Here is a 14915-nt window from a genome sequence, read left to right on the forward strand (position 1 = left end):
GATGATGTAGTGTTAATGTTCGGTAATAACTCGCCACGAGTTATTCTGAACATTAATACTGTTGCTCTAAAACAAAAAATGTAACTTTAAACTCTAAACCAAAAATCGCCTTGTTGCGCTAAGGCCTTGAATGCACCTTTGCTGAAGCGGTGAATCTCATCTATGAAAAGAAGGGGATAATTTGTTCCGAAGAAAGAATCTGATTGCGCTTTGTCAATTACTTCGCGAATATCTTTCACTCCTGACTTAATTGCGCTGAGTTGGTAAAATGGACGCTTAAGTTGAGTTGCAATAATTCTTGCAAGCGTGGTCTTCCCCACTCCGGGCGGCCCCCATAAAATCATAGATGGAATTGTTCCCGACTCAATTGCCCTGCGAAGAATGGCGCCTTCTCCCGCCAAATGTTTTTGTCCGATGAATTCATCAAGAACTTTCGGGCGTAATCGTTCGGCAAGCGGTGCGCTCATAATTAAATATAGGAAAAATCAGAGAGAAAATTTTGGGTGGCCAATGGGATTTGAACCCACGACCTTCTGAACCACAATCAGACGTTCTAACCAACTGAACTATGGCCACCGTTTATCCCGTTGGGTAAAATCCTACGGGATGAATAAAAAGAATGCAAAAATAAAAAACAAATGATAATCGCTACTTCTTTTTCTCCTTCACCAATTCCAATCCGCATTTAGGACAGTTGCCCGGCTTTGCTTCTTTTACTTCAGGGCAGCCGCCACAAGGGCAAACATAAGCGAGTTCGCTTTTTGCCGAATCATTTTTCATAGCGGAAACTCCTTTGGAAGTATCGGGCTTCACCGCATCATTTTGTTTTTTTTCTTCTGTGGTTCCGCAACTGAAAAGAGTGAATGAAAAAATAACTGCGGCTGATAAAAATAAGTTCTTCATAAATTTTATTTCTTGTTTAATTTATTTTCCATTTCCTTTAAAAGTTTTTCTTTCTCCTTTAATTCTTTTCTGAGTTTTTTTATTTCGTCATCCAGAATATTTCCTTTAGAATCTTTTTTTAACGTGGTTCGCAATTCAATTCCATCTTTTCCCCAGATATTCACGTTGTAATAAAGTTCTTCATCGTATTTTAATTCATAGGTTGTATCGTGAAACAAACTATAAAGAGGAATACGCAATGCTTTTGAAATTAACTCAAGCGTGCGCACTTCGAGAGAATTATCAGCAAATTGTTTGTCTAATGCTTTTTCAGAAATTCCAACGTGCTCAGCCAATTCAGCATAGGAATGGTTTTGAAATTTCAGCACCTGCAGAACTTTATCTTTCAAATTAATTTTTTCACTCATGATAAATTAATGCGGTGATGGAGGAGTAACGGGCGGAGGCGGAGAAGAAATTTCTCCTTTGAAATTTTTCTGATACTCTTCCCACTTAGTTGTCGGGTATGCATTCTCCCCGAAATATTTCAGAATGGGTTCCAGTTGCGTTGGCTGCAAATAGCCGGGAACCTGCGTGAGCATATTAAAATTTTCATCGAGGTAAACTGTGGTGGGATAAGAAAGTTTGTTATTCAAAAGAGAAGCGGCTAGTTGGTGGGTTGAACGCGGAACAGCCGGATTGGGATTTATGAAAGTGTAATTGTTGAACAAAATCGTATCTTTCATCTCAGCATCCAGCCGCACTGCATAAAATTTATCATTCACGTATTTTGCAATCACAGGATTAGTAAAAGTATTTTTCTCCATCACCTTGCACCATCCGCACCATTGCGTATAAACATCAATGAAAACTTTTTTCTTTTCTTTCTTGCTTAACTCAACTGCTTCCTGAAATGAATGCCATTTGATTTTTTCTCCTTCTTCCGGTTTTGGTGCGGGCGAAGAAGAATTCTGTAAAATGAAACCGCTGAAAAAAATTCCCAAAAGTAAAATTGCGAATATGATTTTTATTTTTTTCAAATGAGAAGTAAAGATAAGGAATTTACCGCGTTGTACGAGATGCAAGGAGGAGTTTAGCCGAGTTTGGATAAATCGTGCATCACTCCCGAATCAACAACCTGAACCATTTCTCCTTTTTCATTCATAAAATCAAAATGCCAGCCCACTTCCATGCCACCGGTTTTTTCATTCTGTTTCAAAGAAGTTACAGTAACTTCCACCTTTGTTTTTTGATTTGCGTAAATGGGTTTGATAAATTTCCAGTTGTAAATTCCCAATCCACAGATAACTGATTTTCCAAAACGCGGAACCCACTCTCTGCGGTAAATCAAATTAAAAACATGTGGGCCGCTAGCAATTAATCCTTTGAAGATAGTTTTCTTTGCGGCTTCTTTATCTATGTGAAAATCGAGCGGGTCGAATTGTTTTGCAAATTCAATAATGTCTTCTTCAGATAAAATTATTTCTCCGAAGTCAAACTTTTTCCCAATTGTCAATTCATTCATAAAATCAAAAGTACCGGAAAATAAATTTTCACTGAAGAAATAATTATTGAAATCTTATAACTCTATTTGACTTCCTGCATCAGTTTGCGGACAAAGGGAGAAATGATGAGCATTACTATTCCTGCAATGAGCGCATAAATTGCAAGTTGTTTATAACCGTCAGTGTATGAAATTAATTTTTCCGTTAAGGATGCATTGGTGGTTGTCGTTGACATGCCTGCGCCTAAAATTCCTGCAACGTATTGTCCGTATGCGCTTGCAAGAAACCACATGCCCATCATTACTCCCTGCAATGGCTGAGGAGATAATTTTGTCATGATAGATAACCCGATGGGCGACAAACATAATTCGCCAAGCGTAATGACAAAATAAGCAAGCGTGAAAACATCAAGCGATGTAATTCCTTTTTCATTCGCAAAAAATTTTGTAGCATAAAAAACATAGAAAGCAAGCGCGAGAAATAAAAATCCAAATCCAAATTTCATTACTGTGTTCGGTTCACTATTTTTTTTATTCAACCCAATCCAAATTATTCCAAGAAGAGGAGCGAAGAGAATAACGAACAAGGAATTTGATGCATTGTTAACTCCATTCGGGTCAACTTCAACTCCCAATAATTTATGCGATAAATTTTCCGCTGCAAATAAACTCAGCGAACCACCGCTTTGTTCAAAGAATGCCCAGAATAAAATTGAGAAAATGATAAACACAAGCGCTGCCCAAAGTTTTTTTCTTTCTTCGGAAGAAAATTTTACCATCTCATAAAAAATATAAATGAGCGTGCAAGGACCAATGATATACATAAACCAATCGGTGTATTCGGTTTTGGAAACCATTTTCATTACGATAGGAATTACAAGCAATGCGCCTATGTAAACTGCATACTCATACCATTTTTTATTTTTTTTGTTTTCATCTTTTTCAAATGGCGACAAACCAATCGGACCCAAGGATTTTTGTGTGAAAAGAAAAGTAACTAAACTAATCGTCATTACAATTGCCGCCAACCCGAACGCAAGATTCCATGAATAACTTTTTCCTATAGCAATGCACGCATATCCGCCAAGCAATGCGCCAATATTTATTCCTGAATAAAACAAAGAAAAGCCGGCATCGGTTCTGTAGTCGCCTTTTTTATAGAGCCGTCCAACCATTGTTGAAATATTCGGTTTGAAAAATCCTGTACCAATAATTGTAAAACTGATTCCGAGAAAGAAAAAGTTATGCGGATTGACTGCTAAAATGCAACTTCCGGCAATCATTAAAATTCCTCCCCAGAAAAGTGATTTGCGGAAGCCGAGAATTTTATCTGCAAATAATCCGCCAATGAAAGTGAATGCATAAACAAATGCCTGCGTGGCTCCATACTGAAGATTTGCTACATCATCTTTCATCATCAGTTGATTCACCATGAAGAAAGTGAGCATGCCGCGCATTCCATAAAAACAAAATCGTTCCCACATTTCTGAAAAGAATAAATACCAAAGTTGCTTTGGATATTTTCCTTTGAAATCCTGAATTTGTTCTAAGGAAGGTTCGCTCATTCGTAAATTAAAAAGTGAAGATAATTATTAAGCGTTCGGTGAAGCGGTTTTACTTTCGCATAAAATATCAGCCGCGCGCTCAAGTTCAGAATCAAATTCACCAGCAGATTTTAATCCTGCATTTTTCAGCGCGAGAAGGTTTTCAGAAGAAGCATTGCTCATGTCTTCGCTTGCTCCTGCCAAATCAGGCATGAGGCGAATATAATTTTCAGGATAACCGACCGCATCAAAAATTTGCTGCAGCTGAAAATCCACCGTGTCGGAAACTCCGCTCATCATAATATCAATCACCGGTCGCGCCCACCCGGCAAGTCCCCAGTTTTTTGCTTTATCATATTCATAAGGAACTTTCACGGTTCCGGTTCCAACCGAGAGAATAAACATTTCGGAAGCAGAAGCCATTTTCTTTCCGCGCTTTTTCCTCTCCTCTATTCCGCTTTCAAAAATTTGCCTTGCTTCGGCATAGGCGCAGAGGGTGGGATTGTTAGCAAAAACTCCTCCATCCACCAAAGGAAATTTATTTCCGGCAAATGATTGCGCAAGCGATGGTTCAAAATAAGTTGGCGCAGCAGAAGTGGAACGCGCCACCTGCCGGAGAAGAAAATTATAATCCGGATTCTCTTTTGCTTTTCGCTGGCGGAAAAAAAAAGGAGTGCGCGCTTGAATATCGTAAGCAGTAATGATGCAATGTTTCAAGCATTGACTCAGTTTCAAATCATCAAAATATTTTTTTAAGTTTTCTTCGAGCGGAGATGCATCAAATTTTTCCCCAAGAATTCCATCAAACGATTCCACTTCCTTGAGAAAAGAACGGTTGAAAATTGCAGAACCATTTTTCAAATATAAATCCACCGCTTCTTCGGCAGCAAATTTTGCTTTTGTGACAGAAGCAGAAGAAATATCCGGTGCATTATATAATATAGAAAGAATTCCCCCGGTGCTCGTGCCTGCAATCAAATCAAAAAAATCTGAAATGCGGGCGTTGGAATTTCCGGATTTCTGTTGGAGTTTTTTCTCCAGTGAAATTAAAATTTGTCCGGGTAAAATTCCGCGAATGCCTCCGCCATCAATGGAAAGAATTTTAATGAGTTTCATTTTAAAAAAGGGAAAAATTATTCTACATCCACATAACCTGCTCCTCCATAAGCATACCGGTAATTTTTATAATAATATCTTGAAAATTTTTGCTTCACATTATTCAGAAGAAAAGCAAATCTTTCAATTTTATTATTGGCAACAACTTTATGGGCGAAATTAAGAGCGTCCATTGAGCCGCGGTCGGTATTGAGGATAAATAAATTTATGTCGGAATATTTCATCAGCACAAGTGCATCTGAAATAATTCCCAGCGGAGGAGAATCCATAATTATATAGTCGTAATTTTTTCTTCCGTATTCAATAATGGAAGGAAAATTTCCACTCACAATTAATTCGGAAGCATTGGGCGGTGCCGGGCCGGAAAGAATAACATCCATGTTTTCAATCTGTGTTTTCAAAATTGTTTCGGCAACAGTTGCTTTTCCGATGAGCACAGAACTGATTCCGCCACCGGGAGTCAATTGAAGTGCAGAATGAATTTTGGGTTTATGTAAATCCATTTCCATGAGCAAAACTTTTTTTCCTCCTTTGGCGAGAATAGTGCCGAGATTGATGGAGCAAAAAGTTTTTCCGGCAGAAGGACGATTGGAAGTAATTAAAATGATTTTGTTTTTGGCTTCCGGAGCAAGATAATCGAGATTTGTTCTTACTGAGCGGAATGCTTCAGTAACAAACGAACGCGGATTGGAATCCACAATAAGGTATGAATCTTTTGCTTCTTTTGAATGAAACACTTCGCCTACAATTGGCAATTGAGTGAGTTCGCGAAGTTCATCTACCGTTTTAATCTTTCCGAAGAAAGTAGTTCGGATAAATGCAATCAGCAGCGCAATTATAATAGCTGCCGACATGAATGAATAATAAATTTTATTCATGTTGGGTTTTACTACGCCAATTGAATGTGCGGATTCAATCACCGAGATATCGGAAATAATTCCTGCCTTGGCAATTACCGTTTCGGCTCTTTTTTGCAGCAGGTATAAATACATTTTATCATATACCTCCGCTTTCCGGTCAATGTTCATCATTTGGCGCTGATTGCTCGGCACCATTTTCAATTTGCTTTCATAAAATAAAATTTCATCGGCAACAGTATTTATTTTTTCATTCACTGCTTTTTCCAGATTAACCAGATATTTTAAAATATCGCTGCGAAGCAATTCTACTTTATATTCTAATTCCTTAACAACAGTACTTTTTTCGGTAGTCGTAAACATGGAACTATTAATCTGCACCTGATAATCGTATAAATCGCCAATGGCTTTTGTAAGATAGGCGTCATTGTTTTCCACATAAACCGAAGGAGGAAGCAATTCTTTGTTCATGTTCGAAGTGATATAATCTTTGAGATAGGTAACGGATTTCAATTGCATTTCATATTTTCTTTTCTGTACTTCAAAATCGGTCAGGTTCTGGTAATACATATCTTCCTCTTTACTGAGGTCGAGAATATTTTTTTGTTCCTTAAACTGAACCAGAATGTTTTCAATTGAATCCAAAATAGTAACCACTTCGTCTAATTGCCTGTCAATATAGGTAATGGTGTTTTCATTTATTTTGATTTGTGATTTAAGCGAATTGTCAATATATACTTTACAGAGTGTGTCCAAAAAAGCAACAGCATGCTCGGAACTGATATCTTCCATGGAAACTTCAAGAATGGCGGAGTACTCGAGATTTTCAACAGAGATAGCCGATTTATATTTATACATTAAGTTCTGCCGGTCATGAACTATAAATTGGTAAGTAATTTCTTTCAGCGAAGCAAGCGTTGATTTTGTTATTCCGGAAGATTTATTGATGGTGAAATAAAAATTATTATTGATAATCGGCTCTCCGAATTTCCGAACGAGCGTAGTTTCGCTGCCGTTTTCTTCATACGATAGTTCAAATGATTTTTCATCTTTGATTTTAAACGTGAAGGGCAGTTCATAATAGTTTGGCGAATACACCTGCGCTTCCACAAAAAAAGGATTGCCTGAAAAAACTTCTTTGGTTTGAATTCTTCCGACTATAAAATAAGAAACATCCAGTTTCAACTTTGCAATTACTTTCGAAAGCAAATCAATGGAAGTGAGCACGCGCTGCTGGTTTGCAATTTTTTCATAGCCGGTTCCGGTAATTCCCAAACCCTTGTAAAGTCCTTCCTGGTAAGAATAAGTTTCGTTATTTTCCAAAAGCACCTGCGCTTTCGAAGCATAAATTTTAGGGAGTTTATAGGAATAAAGATATGCTCCAATAATTGACAAAATAAAAAATACAAGAATGATATACCAATTTTCAGAAAGCAGGCGCCAAACCCTTTTCAGGTCTTTGATATCTATAATACTTGTATTTTTAACTTCTGCCACTATGAATTATAAGTGCGACAAATGTACAATAAATATAAGATGATTTTTTTCTCAACAACTATTATCGCTTAGAATTATGAGGGGAACGTTGTTGGAATTAATTTATTTTTCTCTGAAATTATTTACAAAAGGCAAACTGATTTTTGCACTTATATTCCTATTGCTTTTTATAGTTGGAATGATATGGGCGTACAGAGCCGATGCAAAAGTCAACCGGATGTATTATCAGAATGTCTGGAAAATTCTTGTAAGCATGATTCTGATTCTCGGAGCAATTTTTCTTCTCGTAAAACTTCTTCATTAAAAATTTTATTCTCCTTTGAAAACCGGCTTGCGTTTTTCCAGGAATGCTTTCACGCCTTCCTTGTAATCATACGAATTGCCTGCCTCCTGCTGAAGTTGTTCTTCCATTTGCAACTGGGTTTCCAAATCATTGAAGAGTCCGTTATTAAATAATCTTTTTGTTAAGCCCAAACCTTTTGTAGGCATGGCAGAAAGTTTTTGAGCAATGGCAAATGTTTCTTCCTGCAATTTTTCATCCGGAAAAACTTTCCAGATTAATCCGAACTCCATTGCCTGCTGCGCTTTTATTTTTTCAGCAAGCATCGCCAGTGCGGTGGCGCGCTGCAATCCCGCAAGGCGCGGAAGAAAAAAAGTTCCGGCACTGTCAGGTATCAAGCCAATGTTTGCAAACGATTGTACAAACGAAGCGCTCTCTGCTGCGCAAGTAATATCGCAGGCAAAAGCAATATTTGCTCCCGCTCCGGCAGCCACTCCGTTCACCGCACACACAACAGGTTTTTCAATGTTGCGTATTTTTTGAATGATGGGATTATAGGTTTCGCGCACGATGTCAGAAATTTTTACATCGGGAGAAATTGCTTCCTGCAAATCCTGCCCGGCAGAAAATGCTCTTCCCTCACCGGTAATGTAAACTGTGCGAATATTTTTATCGGAAGCGCAAGCATCAAGCGTGCTTTGCATTTGCTTTGCCATAGCGCGATTGAAACTGTTCAGCGTTTCAGGACGGTTCAGAATTATTTTTCCTACTGCACCTTCGATGGAAAACTTTATAAATTCGTCTGACATAATGAATATTTTTAATGCTTGGTGTTGCTAAAATATTAAATATTACCTGTTACCTATTATTTATCTTCGTGTATTCATTCTCACCGAAAGAAAACATGCACAGTCAAATCCGTTATGTCGCGCTCGGAGATTCGTACACGATTTGTGAAGGCGCATCGTGGGAAGAATCATGGCCTGTGCTTCTCACAAAGCGCTTAAGTGAAAATGGAATTCCAATTAAACTTATTGCTAATCCTTCGCGCACCGGATATACAACCCAGGATTTGATTTACGATGAACTCCCGACTTTTGACGCTTCAGCACCCAACTTCGCTACGCTGCTCATTGGCGTGAATGATTGGGTGCAAAAAGTGGACGAGGAAAAATTTCATTCTAATCTTATTTTTATTCTCGACCATGTACAAAAAAAAGTGGGAAGCAAATTAGTACTGATTACCATTCCTGATTTCAGCATTTCGCCCGAAGGACCAAAATATTCTAACGGAAGAAACATTGCCGATGGCTTGCAAGAGTTCAACGCCATTATTAAGAGCGAAGCGGAGAAAAGAAAATTACTATGCGTGGATATTTTTGCGGTATCACAGCAAATGAAAAACAATCCTGAATTGATTTCAAAAGATAATCTTCATCCTTCTGCAAAAGAATATGCGCTGTGGGAAAATTTAATTTACCCGGTGGCGTACGGAGCGTTGAAATAATAATTTCATTTCACCAGTTCGCTGATAATATTTTCAGCCGAAACATTTTCGGCTTCGGCTTTGTAGTTGCGCACAATGCGATGGCGCAAAATAGCGGGAGCCACTGCGCGCACATCTTCCATATCAGGCGAATATTTTCCGTGAATCACCGCATTTGCTTTTGCACCCAGAATTAAATACTGCGAAGCGCGAGGCCCAGCACCCCACGAAATATATTGCTTCACTATGGGAGGCACACCGGCATTTTCAGGGCGCGTGCTGGATGCAAGATGCACTGCGTATTGCAAAAGATTTTCTGTAACCGGCACCCTGCGGATCAATTCCTGGAAGTAAGAAATTTCTTCTGCGCTTAAAATAATTTTGAGTTCGGCTTGGTCATCCGAAGTGGTTGCCTTCACCACTTTCACTTCTTCTTCAAACTTCGGATAGGTGAGCCACACATTGAACATGAAGCGGTCTAACTGCGCTTCAGGAAGCGGATACGTTCCTTCCTGCTCAATGGGGTTTTGCGTAGCAAGAACAAAAAACGGATTTCCCAATTCATATCTTTTTCCGGCAGTGGTTACCGCGCGCTCCTGCATGGCTTCGAGCAGTGCCGCCTGTGTTTTGGGCGGAGTGCGGTTTATTTCATCGGCAAGAATTATGTTGGCGAAGAGAGGACCTTTCAGAAATTTGAAATGGCGGCTCTCATCGAGGATTTCGGTTCCGATAATATCGGAGGGCATTAAATCGGGCGTGAACTGAATGCGGCTGTACTGCAAACCCAGCACGCGCGAAATGGTATTCACCAAAAGTGTTTTTGCCAAGCCCGGAACTCCCACGAGCAGGCAATGACCTTTACTGAGAATACAAATCAAAACATCTTCCACCACTTCGTGCTGCCCCACAATCACTTTTCCGATTTCGGCAGTGAGTTCTTTGTATTTATCGCGAAGCGCGTTTACGGCTTCAACATCATCTTTGAAATTCATTGCATCCATTTATTTTCAAAACTACAATTTTTGTATTCATCATTAATATGTACATACGTGGTGGCGACTTTTTTCTTAATCCACTTGTCGGTTATTTTTTGTTTCTTTTCCGCGAGGGCTTCGTCCTGAATTTTCTGGTAATCGTCTTTCAGGTTTGCGCGGTGCGGCTCGGTGCGGCTTTTCACAAACAACACGTGATACGATTGCTTTCCGTCTTTTCCCTGCGAAAGAATGGGCTGGGAGAGTTCGCCTGTTTTTAATTTATCAATGGTGAAAACAAGGTTCGGGTCAATCTGGCTGAGTTGGTCCATTTCAAACTTTGTGGTGCCGGTGTACGGATTATTAATGAGACCTCCGTTATGTTTTGTTTCTTCATCATCCGAAAAACGAGAAGCCGCTTCGGTGAGCGAAATGGAATCCTTGTGCACCAAATCGGAAATGCTGTCGAGAAATGTTTTTGCTTTTTTCAAATCGTCTGCCGATGGCTGCGGAATAATGAGAATGTGGCGCACATCCATTTCGTCTCCCCTCCTTTCTTCCACCATTAATATATGATAGCCGTATTCCGTTTCGAATACTTCGGAAATATCTTTCTCTTTTATTTTAAATGCCACCGCATCAAACTCAGGCACAAAACTTCCGCGCTGAATATTTTTATACAAGCCGCCTTGTGGTGCCGAGCCCGGGTCCATGGAATAAAGAATAGCGGAAGTTGCAAAGTCCTTTTTTCCATTGAGAATATCTTTTCTTATTTCTTCTATTTTCTCCTTCGCATATTTTTTCAGTTCCGGATTCACACGGGGGCTGCGCGTAATGTGCCCTACTTCTATTTCGGCATTAATCAGCGGAATGCTGTCAATTGGAATGGAATTAAAAAACTCTTTCACTTCAGCAGGAGAAATGGTGATGCCATCGGTTATTTTCGATTGCATTTTCTGCACAAGCATCACATCTTTCAAATCATCTTTGAATTCCGCTTTGAACCTGTCCACGCTCTTGCCGTAAAAATTTTCAAACGCTTTCACCGAGCCGAACTGGTTGATGTAATAGCGCAAACGCTTATCCAATTCATCCTCCACCTGGTCATCGGAAACGGTTAAACTATCGTGATGCGCCTGCGCGAGCAACAATTTCTGGTAAAGCAAATCTTCGAGCGCGGAGCAGCGGTCAAACTTGGTGGAATCCATTTTTGCCTGTGTGCGTTTTGATTCCACATCGCTTTGCAGAATGGGGCTTGCACCCACGAGGGCTACTACGCCATCAAGAACTTTGGGCTGAGAAAAAGCATGAACAGAAAAACAAATGACTAATGACAAATGACTAATGGCTAATCGGTGAAATCTTTTTCTCATCGGTGTAATCTAAAATATGTCGAATGATTTATTCTGCACGGCTTCGTTGTAAATATCCTCACGCATTTTTTTAATCAAATCCACTTTCCGTTTATTTAAAATAATGTTCCTGATATTTTCTTTCTCAAACGAAAGCGGAGACGTGCTGTTCTTGGTCATGAATCCTTTTATATTCATAAAATAATTGTAGGCGGAATCCTGCGTTTCAATGATGCGGTTATTCTGAAGGAATTGTTCCTTATCATACATCTTGATTGGAATTTCCTTGAGCACATCATCAAACAGCAGCCAGTTGTTTTCATCCAGGTAAAAATTGGCAGCATACTGAAAACAATAACTGTTCAGCAAATCTTTGCTCTTTGCATCGGTAGCTTTATACCATTCTTTCACTTTGTCCATCTTGGGCGCTTTCTTGCTCACCTTAACGTAAATCACTTTGATAATATTGTCTTTCAACTCAAAGTTACTTTTATTTTTTTCATAATAGTTTGCAATCTCTTCATCGCTCACAAGGGTATCCAACTTCTGCTTCACCAGTTCGCTTTCGTATTGATAGGTGATGAGCGATTTGCGGTAGTCCTCCACCATCTTGTCAAACTTTTTTTTGTCTTCAGTGAGGTTGTTCTCCGCTTTCTGAAGCAAAAGTTTTTCGTGAATCCATTCATTGATGAACTTTTTAACTTTCTCCGCGCTGTCTTTTTCTCCGCTGAGTGCCGCTTCTTTTATATCGGAAGGAAAAAGATACGAATCACCAACGCGCGCAAGCGGCTTTTCTTTGAAGTTAGAAGAATTATTTCCGCAGGAAGAGAGAAGAAAAACCAAAAGAGGAATGATGGAATGATGGAATGATGGAATATTATTCACATTCTTCCAGTATTCCAACATTCCAATCTTCCATTGTATTTACTGAATGGCATCAAAGACCTTTTTATCAATGGTAACCGGATATTTTTTCTTCAGCGAATCAATCCAGTCCTTTTCAAGGAACGATTGATACTCGCTCGTTACCAAGCCGCGCGCTTCCATATAGGATTTGGGAGTTGGCTTTACAATTTTGCGTACGTTGGCGAAAACAATTTTTCCTCCTTTGCCGTTTTCGTTTGCCGTAATGCCGGGCGCCCAGTTTTTATCCAGCATAGCGTTATCGCCTTTCAGGTAAAGTTTGCTTTCAAGCGAAACGTTAATCACAGTGTCTTTATTCAGCGCGAGAATATCTTTGTCGGTTTTATTTGCCTTGAGCATTTGCTTCACCTGCGCGCCCACTTTTTCATTCTTCACAGTGTAAATGGAAGCATCAAGGCGGTCCTCCCACATGAAATGGTCTTTGCGCTTTTCGTAATACTCTTTTGCGCCCGTGGTATCTTTGATTGCTTTTGACCAAACTTTCTGGTCGGTGAGGTTGAAGAGAAGAATTCCATCGCGGTATTCATCCATCAGCAGTTTGAACTCGCTGTGTTCTTTTTCCAGGTTGTTCTCCAGCGTGTTCATCACGGTTTCATCCACGAACGGCTTGTAAAGCGCATCGCCCATTTTCTTGGGAGAAACTTTTCCCGCGCTGCGGTGATTTTTCTCTATGTACTTTGCAAAGTCCTGCTGCGTGTAGGTTTGAGCGTTGATGGTGAACATGGGCTTGGTGAGCGCTTTTGCTTTATCTGCTTTCCACTGCCCCGTGAGTATGGTGGAATCAAGCACCGCAGAGAAGTCAGAAATATTTTTCGGCATGGTCTCTTTGAAATTATATTTCGTTTTCATTTTGGCAATCATCATGTCTTTGGCAAGATTGGCGCGCGGGTCTTTCTGCACTTTCATTTTCAATTCTGATTTAAGGGAATCGAACGGAGGCAAATCGCGCGCGTCAATTCTTTTAATCAGATGCCAGCCGAATTTTGTCATCACCGGCTCGGAAACCTGATTGTTGCTGCTCAACTTGAATGCGGCATCTTTGAAATCGGGAGGAAAGTTGGCACTCGGAGAAAGCCAGCCGATGTCTCCTCCTTTGCGCCCGCTCTCTTTATGGTCGGAAAGTTTTTTGGCGAGTTCTTCAAAGTTCTCTCCTTTCTTGATTAAGCCGGAAAGAGAATCAATCTTCATATGAAGTTGAACCGAGTCCTGATGCTTCATGTTTTTTTTGAAGAAGAGCATGATGTGTTCGAGGTGGAGTTCTTTATGCGCGCGCTTGTCGGTAACCATAATTAAATGATAACCCATTGGCGAGCGAACGGGACCATACGCTTCTCCCTGCTTTGCCTTGTAGGCGGCATTTTCATATTCATAAGGATAACCCTGCGTGATGCCGGAGAGATAGCCCACATCTCCTCCGTTTGTTTTGGAGCCGTGGTCGGAAACAACTTTTGCCACCGAAGCGAAATCATGCGCCTTGAGTTTGAACATCATCTTCATCGGATTTATTTTGTTGAACGCGGCAAGCGTATCTTTTGGCGGAGAGGTTTTTGAAATGTTCAGATTCTTTTTCACCAGGTCTTCGTATTTCTTCAAGCCCGCAGCATTTGCTTTTCCATTAATAAAATCTTTGATGAGCATAATGCGCGTGTATGCTTCCGCAGTATCCTCTTCGGCTTTGGCGAGAATGTGGCTGGTGCGGATATCCCACTTCATGCGCTCGTATGCTTCTTTCACCATGTTGTCAATGGCATCTTTTTCGGTGAGGTAAGGCGCGGCAAGCGTTTTGCGGTAGCCGGCTAATTCATCTTTGAATGCTTTGGTGGTGTCGAGCCCGAGTTCTTTGGCTTCTTTCACTTTCAGGCGGAAGATGGTGTATAAATCCAGGTATTCTTCCATGGCTTTTTTATCTCTGCCCGAAGCATCTTTGCTGTTGTTCTTTTTATATACGGAAAGGAATTCATCCACCGTAATTTTATCATTGCCGATGGTCATCAGTGTGGCATCTTTGTTTGCGGGCTGAGCCGAACAGTCGGCAGTAGGCAGTTGGCAGTTGGCAGATAGTATACAAACTGCAAATAAAAAATTGAATTTGGTTTTCATGGAAAAGATGTTTAGTGATTTACGAGCGGCAAATTTAATATTCTTTTAATATGTACGGATAGCGAATGTTCTGCGAATCTGTCCGATGGAATACGGCACCGCTCCGACAAGTCGGAGACGAGTTAACTTTGTGCGGAGCAGTTGGCAGTTGGCAGTTGGCAAAGGAAAATGCAAATACAGAACAACCGAACAACCGAACAATCGAACAACCGAACAGGGCTGTTGTAAACCTTCAAGGTTTTCAAAACCTTGAAGGTTTGAATGTGTGGCGCGGTTGCGCGCCATTCGTACTTCTGCATTTTGGTTTTCATTTGTTACTTTGGCATTTTCGCTTTCAGCCGCGCAATTTCTTTTGCAATCCACTTCTCCGTTGGCATCATGCACTTTTGAATGCGCGCGGCA

General features: G+C 40.2%; 16 protein-coding genes and 1 tRNA gene. 2 read left to right on the forward strand and 15 right to left on the reverse strand.

What is annotated here, in order from left to right; genetic code table 11:
• Positions 1-86: 86 nt before the first annotated feature.
• The 9 genes from HY063_09480 to HY063_09520 all read right to left on the reverse strand — a co-directional run bounded on the left by HY063_09480 (position 87) and on the right by HY063_09520 (position 7400).
• Positions 87-470 (reverse strand): AAA family ATPase, encoded by a 384-nt coding sequence (locus tag HY063_09480; protein ID MBI3502014.1) that lies wholly within the window; start codon positions 468-470, stop codon positions 87-89.
• A gap of 32 nt (positions 471-502) precedes the next feature.
• Positions 503-576: transfer RNA gene (locus HY063_09485), tRNA-His, on the reverse strand.
• A 72-nt stretch (positions 577-648) separates the two neighbouring features.
• The gene (locus tag HY063_09490) at positions 649-903 is read right to left on the reverse strand and encodes a hypothetical protein (GenBank protein ID MBI3502015.1); all 255 of its coding nucleotides are present in this window, start codon (positions 901-903) and stop codon (positions 649-651) included.
• Between the two features lie 5 nt (positions 904-908).
• A complete protein-coding gene (locus HY063_09495) occupies positions 909-1310 on the reverse strand; it encodes a hypothetical protein (GenBank protein ID MBI3502016.1) in 402 nt (133 codons plus the stop codon).
• 6 nt (positions 1311-1316) lie between these two features.
• A complete protein-coding gene (locus HY063_09500; GenBank protein ID MBI3502017.1) occupies positions 1317-1913 on the reverse strand; it encodes a DUF255 domain-containing protein in 597 nt (198 codons plus the stop codon).
• 62 nt (positions 1914-1975) lie between these two features.
• Positions 1976-2407, reverse strand: coding sequence for a hypothetical protein (locus tag HY063_09505; protein MBI3502018.1), 432 nt, complete (start codon positions 2405-2407; stop codon positions 1976-1978).
• 62 nt (positions 2408-2469) lie between these two features.
• The gene (locus HY063_09510) at positions 2470-3951 is read right to left on the reverse strand and encodes a peptide MFS transporter (GenBank protein ID MBI3502019.1); all 1482 of its coding nucleotides are present in this window, start codon (positions 3949-3951) and stop codon (positions 2470-2472) included.
• Positions 3952-3978: 27 nt separating this feature from the next.
• Positions 3979-5046 (reverse strand): patatin-like phospholipase family protein, encoded by a 1068-nt coding sequence (locus HY063_09515; GenBank protein MBI3502020.1) that lies wholly within the window; start codon positions 5044-5046, stop codon positions 3979-3981.
• A gap of 17 nt (positions 5047-5063) precedes the next feature.
• Positions 5064-7400, reverse strand: coding sequence for a polysaccharide biosynthesis tyrosine autokinase (locus HY063_09520; protein MBI3502021.1), 2337 nt, complete (start codon positions 7398-7400; stop codon positions 5064-5066).
• 76 nt (positions 7401-7476) lie between these two features.
• Between HY063_09520 and HY063_09525 the strand changes: the two genes are divergently transcribed.
• Positions 7477-7704 (forward strand): hypothetical protein, encoded by a 228-nt coding sequence (locus HY063_09525; GenBank protein ID MBI3502022.1) that lies wholly within the window; start codon positions 7477-7479, stop codon positions 7702-7704.
• 5 nt (positions 7705-7709) lie between these two features.
• Here the strand turns inward: HY063_09525 and HY063_09530 are convergent, their stop codons facing one another.
• Positions 7710-8489, reverse strand: coding sequence for an enoyl-CoA hydratase/isomerase family protein (locus HY063_09530; protein ID MBI3502023.1), 780 nt, complete (start codon positions 8487-8489; stop codon positions 7710-7712).
• 68 nt (positions 8490-8557) lie between these two features.
• On the opposite strand from HY063_09530, the gene HY063_09535 reads away from it, so the two are divergent.
• On the forward strand, positions 8558-9187 hold the full coding sequence (locus HY063_09535; GenBank protein MBI3502024.1) for a hypothetical protein: 630 nt from the start codon (positions 8558-8560) through the stop codon (positions 9185-9187).
• A 5-nt stretch (positions 9188-9192) separates the two neighbouring features.
• On the opposite strand, the gene HY063_09540 is transcribed toward HY063_09535, so the two are convergent.
• The 5 genes from HY063_09540 to HY063_09560 all read right to left on the reverse strand — a co-directional run.
• Complete coding sequence (locus tag HY063_09540; GenBank protein MBI3502025.1) at positions 9193-10158, reverse strand: AAA family ATPase; 966 nt, start codon at positions 10156-10158, stop codon at positions 9193-9195.
• Positions 10155-11510 (reverse strand): peptidylprolyl isomerase, encoded by a 1356-nt coding sequence (locus tag HY063_09545; protein MBI3502026.1) that lies wholly within the window; start codon positions 11508-11510, stop codon positions 10155-10157. The genes HY063_09540 and HY063_09545 overlap by 4 nt, the downstream gene beginning before the upstream one ends.
• 9 nt (positions 11511-11519) lie before the next feature.
• Entirely contained in the window at positions 11520-12395 is an 876-nt protein-coding gene (locus tag HY063_09550) for a peptidyl-prolyl cis-trans isomerase (GenBank protein ID MBI3502027.1), read from the reverse strand.
• A gap of 18 nt (positions 12396-12413) precedes the next feature.
• Positions 12414-14513, reverse strand: a complete 2100-nt coding sequence (locus HY063_09555) for a peptidylprolyl isomerase (GenBank protein ID MBI3502028.1) — start codon at positions 14511-14513, stop codon at positions 12414-12416.
• Positions 14514-14558: 45 nt separating this feature from the next.
• On the reverse strand, positions 14559-14915 hold a 357-nt coding region (locus tag HY063_09560; GenBank protein MBI3502029.1), incomplete at its 5' end, for a hypothetical protein.

This window comes from Bacteroidota bacterium, from assembly GCA_016195025.1.
GTDB lineage: Bacteria > Bacteroidota > Bacteroidia > Palsa-948 > Palsa-948 > Palsa-948.

Coding starts and splice junctions, on each gene's coding strand:
- HY063_09550 (MBI3502027.1), bottom strand. CDS start 12,395: ATGTTGGAATACTGGAAGAATGTGAATAATATTCCATCATTCCATCAT.
- HY063_09555 (MBI3502028.1), bottom strand. CDS start 14,513: ATGAAAACCAAATTCAATTTTTTATTTGCAGTTTGTATACTATCTGCC.
- HY063_09540 (MBI3502025.1), bottom strand. CDS start 10,158: ATGAATTTCAAAGATGATGTTGAAGCCGTAAACGCGCTTCGCGATAAA.
- HY063_09525 (MBI3502022.1), top strand. CDS start 7,477: ATGAGGGGAACGTTGTTGGAATTAATTTATTTTTCTCTGAAATTATTT.
- HY063_09510 (MBI3502019.1), bottom strand. CDS start 3,951: ATGAGCGAACCTTCCTTAGAACAAATTCAGGATTTCAAAGGAAAATAT.
- HY063_09515 (MBI3502020.1), bottom strand. CDS start 5,046: ATGAAACTCATTAAAATTCTTTCCATTGATGGCGGAGGCATTCGCGGA.
- HY063_09495 (MBI3502016.1), bottom strand. CDS start 1,310: ATGAGTGAAAAAATTAATTTGAAAGATAAAGTTCTGCAGGTGCTGAAA.
- HY063_09490 (MBI3502015.1), bottom strand. CDS start 903: ATGAAGAACTTATTTTTATCAGCCGCAGTTATTTTTTCATTCACTCTT.
- HY063_09505 (MBI3502018.1), bottom strand. CDS start 2,407: ATGAATGAATTGACAATTGGGAAAAAGTTTGACTTCGGAGAAATAATT.
- HY063_09530 (MBI3502023.1), bottom strand. CDS start 8,489: ATGTCAGACGAATTTATAAAGTTTTCCATCGAAGGTGCAGTAGGAAAA.
- HY063_09545 (MBI3502026.1), bottom strand. CDS start 11,510: ATGAGAAAAAGATTTCACCGATTAGCCATTAGTCATTTGTCATTAGTC.